9 protein-coding genes are annotated in these 11,759 nt (G+C 64.8%); 5 read left to right on the top strand and 4 right to left on the bottom strand.

Going from position 1 to position 11,759, the window contains the following annotated elements; translation table 11 throughout:
- Nucleotides 1–12 precede the first annotated feature (12 nt).
- From NKH71_RS29710 to NKH71_RS29700, 3 genes are read right to left on the bottom strand one after another with little or no spacing between them, the layout of a single operon-like run.
- The gene (locus NKH71_RS29710; RefSeq protein ID WP_352791705.1) at nt 13–1,599 is read right to left on the bottom strand and encodes an ATP-binding protein; all 1,587 of its coding nucleotides are present in this window, start codon (nt 1,597–1,599) and stop codon (nt 13–15) included.
- Nucleotides 1,587–2,279 (bottom strand): response regulator transcription factor, encoded by a 693-nt coding sequence (locus NKH71_RS29705; RefSeq protein ID WP_352481091.1) that lies wholly within the window; start codon nt 2,277–2,279, stop codon nt 1,587–1,589. The genes NKH71_RS29710 and NKH71_RS29705 overlap by 13 nt, the downstream gene beginning before the upstream one ends.
- 4 nt (nt 2,280–2,283) lie before the next feature.
- On the bottom strand, nt 2,284–3,837 hold the full coding sequence (locus NKH71_RS29700) for a DUF4153 domain-containing protein (RefSeq protein WP_023721932.1): 1,554 nt from the start codon (nt 3,835–3,837) through the stop codon (nt 2,284–2,286).
- A 278-nt stretch (nt 3,838–4,115) separates the two neighbouring features.
- Between NKH71_RS29700 and NKH71_RS29695 the strand changes: the two genes are divergently transcribed.
- Nucleotides 4,116–4,997 carry an HpcH/HpaI aldolase/citrate lyase family protein gene (locus NKH71_RS29695; protein ID WP_352791707.1) on the top strand — a complete coding sequence of 294 codons (882 nt, stop codon included), beginning with the start codon at nt 4,116–4,118 and terminating at the stop codon, nt 4,995–4,997.
- 24 nt (nt 4,998–5,021) lie between these two features.
- Entirely contained in the window at nt 5,022–5,228 is a 207-nt protein-coding gene (locus NKH71_RS29690) for a DUF1737 domain-containing protein (RefSeq protein ID WP_023721934.1), read from the top strand.
- An 87-nt stretch (nt 5,229–5,315) separates the two neighbouring features.
- Here NKH71_RS29690 and NKH71_RS29685 read toward each other — a convergent pair whose 3' ends face one another.
- On the bottom strand, nt 5,316–5,738 hold the full coding sequence (locus tag NKH71_RS29685; RefSeq protein WP_023721935.1) for a metallopeptidase family protein: 423 nt from the start codon (nt 5,736–5,738) through the stop codon (nt 5,316–5,318).
- Between the two features lie 183 nt (nt 5,739–5,921).
- Between NKH71_RS29685 and NKH71_RS29680 the strand changes: the two genes are divergently transcribed.
- From NKH71_RS29680 to NKH71_RS29670, 3 genes are read left to right on the top strand one after another with little or no spacing between them, the layout of a single operon-like run.
- Nucleotides 5,922–6,977, top strand: a complete 1,056-nt coding sequence (locus NKH71_RS29680; protein WP_352481094.1) for an ImuA family protein — start codon at nt 5,922–5,924, stop codon at nt 6,975–6,977.
- Entirely contained in the window at nt 6,910–8,388 is a 1,479-nt protein-coding gene (locus NKH71_RS29675) for a DUF6504 family protein (protein WP_352587983.1), read from the top strand. The genes NKH71_RS29680 and NKH71_RS29675 overlap by 68 nt, the downstream gene beginning before the upstream one ends.
- Complete coding sequence (locus NKH71_RS29670) at nt 8,385–11,687, top strand: error-prone DNA polymerase (RefSeq protein WP_352895761.1); 3,303 nt, start codon at nt 8,385–8,387, stop codon at nt 11,685–11,687. Before NKH71_RS29675 ends, NKH71_RS29670 begins: the two co-directional genes overlap by 4 nt.
- The last annotated feature ends 72 nt before the right edge of the window (nt 11,688–11,759 follow it).

The following is an 11,759-nucleotide window of genomic DNA, read 5'->3' as shown; positions in this document are numbered from 1 at the left end:
TGAACCGCCGAGTCACGCCGCCGGCAGGATGATCTCGAAGCGCGTGCCGCTCGCCGAGTCAACCAGCCGGATCGTGCCATCATGCGCTTTCAGGAGGGCCAGCACGATGCCGAGGCCCATGCCGGTGCCGCCGGAATCGCGGCGCGTGGTGAAGAACGGCTCGAAGATGCGGCCTCGGTTGCTGGGCGAAATGCCGGCGCCGTCATCGTCCACCACAATGGTGGCCTTGCCGTCCGCGCTTGCTGCCGTGACCGAGACCAGCGTCGCGCCGTGTCGCGCCGAATTGTCGATGAGATTGGCCAACACGATCGCGGCGTTTTCGGCCGATATGCGCAGGCCGATATCGGCGCCCGCCTCGAGGCGCACCGCCAGCCTGTGGTCGGCCGGCAGCAGCGCCAGTGCCGGAGCGAGTGATGTGCCTTGGCCGCTGGGCTCGAGATTTTCGGCACGCGCAAGGTCAAGCAGGCGGCGCACCAGCAGATTGAGCCGGCCGGCATCGGTGACGATATTGTCTGAAAAACGCCGCCGCTCGGCCTCGTCCATCGCGCCGCCCGAATCGCGCAGCAGTTCGGCTGCCCCCTGGATCGCCGTCAGCGGCGATTTGAGTTCGTGCGAGACGTGGGTGGCGAAGGTCTGGATGCTGTCGGAGCGCGCATGCAGCTTTTCGGCCATGTCGAGGAAGGCCGCGGAGAGCGCCGCCATTTCGCGCGTGCCGTGGTGATCAAGCGACCTGATCGCCTCACGGTCGCCGGCGGCGATGCGCTCGGTGCGCTCGATCAGTGCATAGATCGGCCGGCTGACGGTGCGCAGGAAGACCAGCCCGATCAGCAGCGTGCCGCCGAGGATGGCGATTGCCGCCAGCGCCACCTTGCCGCGCTCGCGAAAGAGATGCTTGACGATGTTGTTCGGCGTCCGCGACAGATAGACCACGCCGGCGACCTTGCCGGAGACCGCAACTGGTATGGCGACGAAGACGCGGACTTTGGTGCCGCGGCTGACCGAATAGAGCGGCGGCGATGGCTGGTCGGGAACCCGCAGCCTGAGCGCGCTGGCGTAGCGGCCGGCAAGCGCTGCGCGAACCTCTTCGACCGCGGCGAGCGACAGGCCGGCCTCCTCGCGGCCGGCAATGACCACGCCGCTGGGATCGAGCAGCCGAAAGCCGGCCAGCGTGGTTTTCTGCGTCTCGGCAAGAATGCCCGACAGCCGCGCGCCGATTGCCGCGAAGGCAGGATCGACGCTGGCCGCCGTGGCCGCGGGCCGGGTCGGCAGTATCCTGTCGGACGCAAGATCGAGGCGCGGTTCGATCGGCTGGTAGGCAGAAGCCCGATCCCTTGTACTGGGTGGAGGCATGGGTGTGCCGAGCTTTTCCGGGGCAAGGCCGGCCTCACGGACCTCTAGCGCATAGATCGCGGCAAGGGCGGCACCTTGCGCGATCAGCTCGGCCTCGGTCTGGCGGATCAGCTGGTTCTCGTACAGCCGGAAGAAGAACAGGCCGGCCAGCGGCAGTGCCATCACCATGATCAGGATGGCAATGACGACCGTGGCAAGCCGTGGCCGCCATTTGCTGCCAATCCGTTCTTGGGCGCTCACGCGCCGCATTTGCCGAGCCGGAAGCCGACGCCATGCACGGTCTCGATTGCATCGACGCAGCCGACCGCCGCCAGCTTGGCGCGGATGTTGCGGACATGGCTGTCGACGGTGCGGTCGGCGACGTGGATATTGGCAGCATAGGCATTAGCCATCACCATGTCGCGGCCGAGCACATGCGCGGGACGCGCCAAAAACCCTTTCAGGATCGCGAATTCGATGCCCGTCAGCACCAGCGGCTTGCCGTCGAAGCTGGCTGTATGGCTTGCCGGCACTAAGGCCAGTCTGCCATGCGAGAATTGCCGATCGTCGGCATGTTCGGGCGCAGGCCGGGCGCGGCGCAGGATGACGTTGACGCGGGCGACCAGCTCGCGCGGGCTGAACGGCTTGGTGACATAGTCGTCGCCGCCCATTTCCAGCCCGAGGATGCGGTCGATCTCTTCATCCCGCGCGGACAGGAACAGCACCGGCACGTCGGATGTGTGGCGCAGCCGCCGGCACACTTCCAGCCCGTCCATTTCCGGCATGCCGATGTCGAGCACGACGAGATCGGGCGCGCGGCGTTCGATCGCCTGCAAGGCAGCCGCGCCGTCCGGCACCGCCAGCGTCTTCATGCCGGCCTTTTCGAGCGCGAAGCAGATGATTTCGCGAATGTGCGGATCGTCGTCGGCGACCAGTATGTGGTGCGGCATCAAATCAGCGGCCCGGCATGAAGGGTTCGGACATCGGAGGAACCACGAACGGGATACGTGTGTCGAGAGCACGAAGGCGCCGCCAGTCGCGAAAGCTCCAGGCGCGCCAGTTTTCTAGGCCGGCGCGGTAGCGGGCCTCGTCCTGCCCAAGCAAACGGGCGAGTTCGCGGTACGAGGAAACGCTGGCCGCATTCGTCCTGCCCTGATGCTCGAGGAAACGGTCGAGCGCCGGCCAGGCGCTGGGACCGAGCGTACGCAGATACCAGAAATCGAGTTCGGTGCCTTGGCCGGTCATTTCGAATGAGTGCTCGACATTGTAGTTGGCGATCAGCGCCGCGAAGTTGACGAAGCAGCAGGCATAGAGCGTCATTGAAAGCGTCAGAAGATTGGCGGAAAGCAGCCATTCATTGGATTTTTCGAACGCGATGCGGGCGATGATCAGGGCAAGGCCCGCCGCCACCAGTCCCATCCAGACGAAGGCGGCGATGCGCCAGTAGGTCAGCGCGTAGATGCCGATATAGAGGTCGAGCCGCAGGATCGACGAGATGACCAGCACGATGTTCTGCGCCACCCAGACGTAGACCAGCCGGCGGATGAGCGGATCGCTGGAGGTCGTGCTGCCCGGCCGCAGCGCCGCCAGGACGAAGCCGGCTGCGAGCAGCGCTGTGATGATCAAGGGATAGGCGCCGCGATGCGCATAGGCGGCGTAGGTCAGCCCGTCGGGAAGCGCGATGCCGCCCCACAGATAGGTGGCGTCGAGCGCGGTCTGCATCGCGAAAAGGATGTTGAAGACGACCAGCGCACGAAGAATCGCGGCCTTGCCGAAGATGATGTCCTCGATCGCCTTGGCGGGTTTTGTCGTCGCCCGGCCGACAGGCACAGGCGACAGCACACGCGGAATGGAGCGGAGAAAGCGCGGTAGGCGCGGGCGCAGAAAGGCCCAGACGCCGACCAGCACGAACAGCCAGAAGGCGAGACGCGGCAGCTGGATGAGCTCGAGCAGTGCCATTAGGTCGATCAGCGACAGCCAGTATTCGACGACCGGATTGGCGGCGCCGAACAGCGCGAGAAACACCGCGCCGAGGCTTAGCGGCATGACCCAGACGGCAATCGTCGCAAGGCGCACGCGCCGTCGGCCAAGCTGCCGGGCCGCCTTGCGCCAGCGAAAGAAATCCAGGACGAACCGAAAGGGCGTTGCAAGCAGGAATAGCGAGAGTTGGCCGGCAATGCGGGCAACCCCGTGCTTCAACCGCCCGGCCAGCGAAAGCGCGAAGACGGCCAGCGCCGCCAGCCCGATCGAGACGGACAGCGCACTGACATTTTCCGCGAGCGGCAGCAGCGCCACAAGCAGCGCAACTGGCTTGAACCAGGGCCTGCCATCGTTGAAGGAGCCGAGAGGATGGACAGCCATGCTCGTGGTGGCAATCGCAACGCCGAACAGGAAAAGCGTGATGCCGGCCGGTTGGCTATAGAAGAAAAAATCGGCCAGCGCGACGAGCAGGACGGCAACGCCGAAGCGGCTGCAATAGCTCGGCGCCGGCGTGAGGAACGCTGTCATGATCGGGCTTTCTCGGCCGCTTTGATGCGGCCGGAATATCTGGGCGGGGATTTGCGGACGAAAGGGAGGAGGTTTGCCGGGGGCGGATCGACAAGCCACCAGCTGTCGCGGCGAAGCCGGTACGGCAGGGACCAACGGCAATTTGTTTGCTCTTGCATGCCGCCCTTGTCGCATTCTGTCGGGTGGCAAGCGGGGCGGAGACGAGGAGATTTTCCGAAATTGCGTGCAGTTTTTATGCACGGCTTGCCTCGGCCGTCTGCAGGCGGCATAGATCGGACATGACTGCCGAACCCTCCCGCCCGCGCCGCTCGGTGCTTTACGTCCCGGCTTCGAACGACAAGGCATTGGCCAAGATCCGGTCGCTGGCCTGCGATGCCGTCGTCATCGATCTCGAGGACGCCGTCGCCCCGGCCGACAAGCTTTCCGCGCGCGAAAAACTGGCGGGGATTTTCGCCGGCCGTTCCAACCGGCGCTGCGAGATGGTTGTGCGCATCAATGCGCTGTCGAGCGAATGGGGCGCCGACGATCTGCTGGCTGCGGCAAAATGCGCTCCCGACGCCATCCTGCTGCCCAAGGTCGACACGCCGCGCGACATTCTCGAGGCCGGTGACGTTCTCGACGACAATTTTGCGCCGGACGAGGTCAAGCTATGGGCGATGATGGAGACACCCAAGGCGCTGCTCAACATCGGCCCGATCGCCGAGCTTGGCCGCGACCCAGCCTCTCGACTGGTTTGTTTCGTTGCCGGAACGAATGATCTGGTCAAGGACACCGGAATTCTCACCACGCCCGACCGGCGCTATCTCGTGCCGTGGCTGATGCAGATGGTGCTCGCCGCGCGCGCCGGCAGCCTCGACCTGCTCGACGGCGTCTTCAATGATTTTAGCGATATGGACGGGTTTGCGCGCGAGTGCACGGAAGCGGCCGCCATGGGCTTCGACGGCAAATCGCTGATCCATCCGGCCCAGATCGAGGCCGCAAACCGGGCCTTTGCGCCGTCGCCTGAAGCGATAGCCGAGGCGGGCGCGATCAAGGATGCCTTCGCGCTTGCCGAAAATACCGGCAAGGCGGTGATTGCGCTGAACGGAAAGATGGTCGAGCAGCTGCATTTGGCGCAGGCCGAAAAACTGCTGGCGAAGGCCGCCGCTGTTCGCGCATGATTGCAACTCACGACGGGATTGAAAATGAAACTCTACCGCTTTTTGTCCGGCCCGGACGACGCCAGCTTCTGCCACAAGGTGACGGCGGCGCTCAACAAGGGCTGGCACCTGTTCGGCTCGCCGACCTATGCCTATGACAAGAATGCCAAGACCATGCGCTGCGGCCAGGCGGTGGTGAAGGACATCGAAGGCCAGGAATACGGCCCCGACACCAAGCTCAGCGACTGGTAGCGCTGACATCGCTTCGGGTGCCCGCGAATGCGGGACACTTCTGGACGCTGGCGCGAAGGAACGCTGCGCTCTCCAGTCAAAACGACGTCACTCCGCTGCCTCTTCGATCTTCTCCATATCATCGTCCGACAGGCCGAAATGGTGACCGATCTCATGGATCAGCACATGGGTGACGATGTCGCCCAGCGTCTCCTCGTTCTCGGCCCAGTAGTCGAGGATGGCGCGGCGGTAGAGCGTGATCCGGTTCGGGCCTTCGCCGGTCTGCGGATTCCAGCGCTCGGCGATGCCGCGCCCCTCGAACAGGCCGAGCAGGTCGAAGGGCGTTTCCAGCGAAAGGTCGTCCATGATCTCGTCGGTCGGGAATTCGGCGATCTGAATGACGATCTCGCCGGTCAGCTTGCGAAACTCCTCCGGCAGATGGGCATAGGCCTCCAGCGCCAGGAGCTCGATTTCCTCCATCGTTGGCGAAAGCTGGTCGTGCCAGATGCGTGTTTGGTAGATGCGAGCCATGCTTTGTCCTTTGATCCCGGCATATAGGCTTTCGGGCCGGACTCGGCAAATGGTCGGGCTGGAGCGCCCGGACCATGCCATCAAGGCAGGAATAAATTCCCCATGACTCCGCTTGACTCTTTGGCCGCCCTCTGGAATCTATAGGAACATAACAGGAACAATTGTGAGTGGAAGCTGACCGTCATGGCGACAAGCGCCGTGGCGCGGGAGACTGTTTTTGCCCTGCGCCGCCAGATCGCGAAGATCGAAGGGACCTTGTCCGAGCGCCTGGAAGCGCCGGCCGGTTCGTCGTTTGACGCGGATGTGCCTCGCCAGAGTCTGGCATCCTCTCGGAATCCGACACCCGCTCGGAATCTGACGATTGTCCGTCGCGGCCTCGCCGTGGCGCCGCCCGATGCGTTTTTGCGCACCGGTGCCGAGCGCCTCGATGCTGCGCTGAGCGGCGGCCTGCCGAAGGCGGCGCTGAGCGAGTTTCATGGCGCCGCGACCCGCGATGCCGGAGCAGTCGCCGGTTTTGTCCTGTCGCTCATCAGCCTGATCCTCAGCCAGGGGCCGCGACTGCCGGTGCTGTGGATCGGCACATCCGAGGTTTTCCGCGAGGCCGGCTTTCCCTATGCCGGGGGGCTTCACGCCTTCTTCGGCATCGAGCCGGAGCAATTGCTGTTTTCCGAGGCGCCAAGGCTGCTCGATGCGCTGTGGGTCGCCGAGGAGGCCGCCAGGATGACGGCGCTGGCCGCAGTCATCCTCGAAATCCGTGGCAACCCGCAGCGGCTGGATCTCACCGCGACGCGGCGGCTGCACGCCCGGGCGCAGAGTGCCGGCCGGCCGCTTTTCCTGCTGCGCCAGGCCGGCGAGCCCGAGCCGACGGCAGCGCCCGTCCGCCTCATCCTGTCGGCGGCACCGGCGGCAGCGCGCGAGACGATCGCCGGGCCGCTCGCCGGCTCGATCGGCCGGCCCGCCTTCACCATCACCATCGGCAAGAGCCGCACTGCCTTGCCCGGAAAATTCACACTGGAGTGGAACCCCGATGAACGCATATTCGAAGAAAGACGGGGCGAGGAATGGGCAAAGAATCCTGTCCCTGTGGTTTCCACATCTCGCCGCCGAGAGGATCCTGCGGCAGCGCCTGGGGCGGTCCTGGCGTTCCCGGCCGTCGGATCACCTGCCGCTGGTGATCAGTCACCGCGACCGGAACGCCCAGCGCATCGCCGCCCTCGACGAGCGGGCCGAAGCGCTTAACCTGAAACGCGGCATGGGCATAGCCGATGCACGCGCCATGCATCCCTCGATCGACATCGTGGAGGCCGATCCGGAAGCCGACCGGCGCCTGCTCGAAGGCCTCGCCGACTGGTGCGACCGCTATACCCCGCTGGTGGCGCTCGACGGGGCCGATGGCCTCTATCTCGACGTCACCGGCTGCACCCATCTTTTCGGCGGCGAACGCTCGATGCTGGACGACATCCTGTCGCGTTTTTTCCATCAGGGCTTCGATGTCCGCGCCGGGCTTGCCGCCACGCCGGGCTCGGCCTGGGCGGCGGCGCGGTTTGCCGGCGACCGCATCGTTCCCGATGGTGAGGAGGAAGCGCTTCTCGCGCCCTTGCCGTTGGCGGCACTGCGCATCGATCCAGAGGTCCGCGCCAGCCTCGAAAGCGTCGGCCTGCGCACGGCGGGCGCCGTCATGGCGGCACCGCGCGCGCCGCTGGCCCGCCGCTTCGGCGCATCGCTGCTATTGCGCCTCGACCAGGCGCTCGGCCGCCTCGACGAAGCCGTGTCGCCGCGCCTGCCGGTCGCGCCGCTTTCGGTCGAACGCCACCTCGCCGAGCCGATCATGCTGACCGAGGACATCGAGCGGCTGACAGGCATGCTGGCGGCCACATTGAAGAAGGACCTCGAGCGTCGCGGCGAGGGCGCAAGGCGGCTGGCGCTGCTGCTCTTTCGCGTCGATGGCGGCGTCAGCCGCATCGCCGTCGGCACCTCGCGACCTTTGCGCGAGCCGCTGCTGATCCAGAAATTGTTTCACGAAAGGCTTGCCGCGCTCGAACAGGATATCGACGCCGGCTATGGTTTCGATCTCGTGCGCCTCTCGGTGCTGACCGCCGCCGCCTTCGACATGCAGCAGGCAGACCTTGCCGGCGAGACGAACGACGGGGGCGCCGACATCGCGCTTTTTGCCGACCGCATCCGCGCCCGGCTCGGCGAAGGCGCGGTCTTGAAGCCGGTCGCCGTCGAGAGCCATCTGCCGGAGCGCGCCGTCGCCGCCATTCCCTTCGCCGAAGCGCCGCAGAGAAGCTCGCCGCCGAAGCAGCCGGACAAGGTGAAGGATGCTCCCACGACCGTCTTCCAGCCGGAACGGCCGATCCGGCTTTTCCGTTCGCCCGAGCCGATCGAGGTGCCGGCCACCGAAATGCCGGAAGGCCCACCTTTGAACTTCCGCTGGCGGCGCGCGCTCTACCGGGTCGCGCGCGCCGAAGGGCCGGAGCGCATTGCGCCTGAATGGTGGCGAGAGGCGGCGGGACGGGAAGATGCGCCGACCCGGGACTATTTCCGCATCGAGGATGCCGACGGCCGCCGTTACTGGCTTTACCGCCAAGGCCTCTACGGCGCCTCGCAGCCCGCTCCGCGCTGGTTCATGCATGGAGTCTTCGCATGAATGCGCTGACAGCCGTTCCCTATGCCGAATTCGGCATCCAGTCGAACTTCTCGTTCCTGCGCGGCGCCTCGAAACCGGAGGAGCTGGTGGTCGCGGCGAAATTCATGGGGTTTTCAGCGATCGGGCTCGCCGACCGCAATACGGTGGCGGGCGTCGTGCGCGCCTGGCAGCAGGCCAAGGTGGAGGGTGTTTCCTATCATCCCGGCTGCCGCCTGGTATTTTGCGACGGCACGCCGGACATTCTCGCTTACCCGCAGAACCGCAAGGGCTGGGGCCATCTCTGCCGCATGCTGACGCAGGCCAATTTGCGCGACGAAAACGAAAAGGGAGCAACGCTTCTCAAAGAAAGCGATCTTCTCGAATGGGGCGATCTCTTGTCGCTGGCCATCCTGCCGGATGTGTCGACGGGCGCGGCCGATAGCCTTGCTGTGCTTAGCCGGCTCACGGATCGCTTCGGCGAAAGCCTGCGGTTTGCGGTTTCGCCGGATTACCGCGGCAGCGACCGCTTCCGTATCGAGCAGGCGGCGGCGATGGCCGAACTGGCCGGCATCCCGCTGATGGCGACCAACGATGTGCTCTACCATACGTCGGAACGGCGCCCGCTGCAGGACGTGCTGACGGCGATCCGCCTCAATGTGCCCGTCGCCGAGGTGGGGCTGGAACTGGCGGCCAATGCCGAGCGTCATTTAAAGCTACCGCTGGAGATGGCACGGCTTTTCCGCAGGCATCCGCAAGCGCTGGCGGAAACGCTGCGTTTTGCCGGCGAGCTGAGCTTCTCGCTCAGTGACCTGCAATACAACTACCCCGACGAGCCGACGGAATCGGGCCTCGGGCCACAGGCCGAGCTGGAAAGGCTGGCCAAGGAGGGGGCCGCCATCCGCTACCCCTCGGGCGTGCCCGCTTTTGTGACGCAGCGCATCGAGGAGGAGCTCGCTCTGATCGAGCGCCTGAACTACGCGCGCTATTTCCTGACTGTCTACGACATCGTCAAATTCGCCCGCAGCCAGAACATTCTCTGCCAGGGGCGCGGCTCCGCCGCCAACTCGATCGTCTGCTTCTGCATCGGCATCACCGAAGTTGGCCCGGACAAGATCGACACGCTTTTCGAGCGCTTCATTTCCGAAGAAAGAAACGAGCCGCCCGACATCGATGTCGATTTCGAGCATGAAAAGCGCGAGGAGGTCATCCAGTACATCTATTCCAAATACAGCACCAAGCGCACCGCGCTGGCCGCCGCCGTCGTCAGCTACCGCGGCCGCTCTGCGGTGCGCGAAGTGGCCAAGGCGATGGGCCTGTCGGACGACGTCCGGAGCGCGCTGTCCAGTTCGATCTGGGGCTGGTCGACCTCGGAGCTCGGCGAAAAGGAGACAAAAGCCGGCGGCCTCGATCAGACCGATCCCTCGACAAGGCATGTGATCGAATGCGCCAACGAGATCATGGGCTTTCCCCGCCATTTGTCGCAGCATGTCGGCGGTTTCGTCATCACAAGGGACCGGCTCGACGAGATCGTACCCATCGTCAAGACGGCGATGGACGAGCGCAAGATGGTCGAGTGGGACAAGGACGACCTCGACGCGGTGAAAATCCTTAAAGTGGACGTGCTGGCGCTCGGCATGCTGACCTGCCTGCAGCGCGCCTTCACCCTGCTCCAGGATCATTATCCCGAGGCGCGGGACGCATATGGCCAACCCTATGTGTTGGCCACTCTCCCGGCCGAGGACAAACATGTCTACGACATGATCTGCCGCGCCGACACGATCGGCGTCTTCCAGATCGAATCGCGCGCGCAGATGTCGATGCTGCCGCGGCTGCGGCCGAAAAACTTCTACGATCTCGTCATCGAGGTGGCAATCGTGCGGCCCGGCCCGATCCAGGGTGACATGGTCCACCCTTATCTGCGCCGCCGGCAAGGCAAGGAAAAGCCCGAATACCCGAAGCCGGAACTGGAAAAAATACTCGGCAGGACGCTGGGCGTGCCGCTGTTCCAGGAACAGGCAATGAAGATTGCCATCGTTGCCGGCGGCTTCAGGCCGGGCGAGGCCGATGAATTGCGCCGCGCCATGGCCACCTTCAAGCGCACCGGCACGATCGGCAATTACCGCAAGAGGATGGTCGACGGCATGGTTGCCAAGGGCTACGAAAAAGACTTCGCCGAGCGTTGCTTCAAGCAGATCGAGGGCTTTGGCGAATACGGCTTTCCCGAAAGCCATGCCGCCTCCTTCGCCCTGCTGGTCTATGCCTCCTGCTGGTTCAAGACCTTCTATCCCGACGTGTTCTGCGCCGCGATTCTGAATTCCCAGCCGATGGGTTTTTACCAGCCGGCTCAGCTTGTCCGCGACGCGCATGATCATGGCGTCGAGATCCGAGAGGTCGACGTCAACTTTTCCGGCTGGGATTGCGCCTTGGAGCAATCGCCTTTCGATCCGGCCCGCATTCTCGACCGCCATGTTCAAATGCGCGGTGTCATCCGGACCAGCCATGCCGTCCGGCTTGGCTTTCGCCAGGTCAAAGGCCTGTCGAAGGAGCGCATGGAAGCATTTGTGGTGAGGCGCGGCGACGGCTACACATCCGTGCGCGATGTCTGGCTGCGCTCGGGCCTCAACGTCGACGAGATCGAAAAGCTGGCGCAGGCCGACGCCTTCCGCTCGCTTGGATTGAACCGCCGCAACGCTCTATGGGCGGTCCGCGCGCTCGACGGCAAGAGTGCCGCCGAAAAGCTGCCGCTGTTCGATCAGCCGGCGATCCGCTTGCGCGATCTCGAGCCTGAAACCCGGCTCCCGACAATGCCGCTCGGCGAGCACGTCGTCCACGACTACCGCTCGCTCGGCCTGTCGCTGAAGGCGCACCCGGTCGCCTTCCTGCGTCAAAGGCTGGATCGGTCCGGCGTCACGCCCAATGCGCGGCTCGGCCAGGTGCGGGACGGCCGGCGCGTTTCGGTCGCCGGCCTCGTGCTGGTGCGGCAGCGGCCGGGCAATGGCAAGGCGATTTTCCTGACGCTGGAAGACGAGAATGCGGTCGCCAACATCATTTTCTGGGAAAGGACTTTCGACCGCTTCCGCCCCATCGTCATGGGCGCACGTCTCATCCGCGTCACCGGCAAGCTGCAATCGGAATCGGACGTCATCCATATCGTCGCCGAGAAGGTCGAGGATCTGACGCCGTGGCTGTCGGTGCTGCTGGAAGAGGCAGGACCTGAGCCTTCGAGCCGTACAGACGAGGCTCGGCCGGGCAGCATCGCGCAAACGGAATTATTGGGAAAGGCGGAGAAGGTCATGCCCAAGGGACGCAATTTTCAATAGGCCCCCTGTCTTCGTCAGAGCGTTGCTGCGGTGCGGAATTTGATGACGGCAGGACAAGGGGGGCGCGAAGGA

It is taken from the genome of Mesorhizobium sp. M0983, assembly GCF_040318975.1.
GTDB lineage: Bacteria > Pseudomonadota > Alphaproteobacteria > Rhizobiales > Rhizobiaceae > Mesorhizobium.
Note: the sequence above shows the minus strand (reverse complement) of the source record. Positions and strands in the feature narration are given on the sequence as shown.

Coding starts and splice junctions, on each gene's coding strand:
- NKH71_RS29710 (WP_352791705.1), bottom strand. CDS start 1,599: ATGCGGCGCGTGAGCGCCCAAGAACGGATTGGCAGCAAATGGCGGCCA.
- NKH71_RS29685 (WP_023721935.1), bottom strand. CDS start 5,738: ATGGCTCGCATCTACCAAACACGCATCTGGCACGACCAGCTTTCGCCA.
- NKH71_RS29700 (WP_023721932.1), bottom strand. CDS start 3,837: ATGACAGCGTTCCTCACGCCGGCGCCGAGCTATTGCAGCCGCTTCGGC.
- NKH71_RS29695 (WP_352791707.1), top strand. CDS start 4,116: ATGACTGCCGAACCCTCCCGCCCGCGCCGCTCGGTGCTTTACGTCCCG.
- NKH71_RS29670 (WP_352895761.1), top strand. CDS start 8,385: ATGAATGCGCTGACAGCCGTTCCCTATGCCGAATTCGGCATCCAGTCG.
- NKH71_RS29690 (WP_023721934.1), top strand. CDS start 5,022: ATGAAACTCTACCGCTTTTTGTCCGGCCCGGACGACGCCAGCTTCTGC.
- NKH71_RS29680 (WP_352481094.1), top strand. CDS start 5,922: ATGGCGACAAGCGCCGTGGCGCGGGAGACTGTTTTTGCCCTGCGCCGC.
- NKH71_RS29705 (WP_352481091.1), bottom strand. CDS start 2,279: ATGCCGCACCACATACTGGTCGCCGACGACGATCCGCACATTCGCGAA.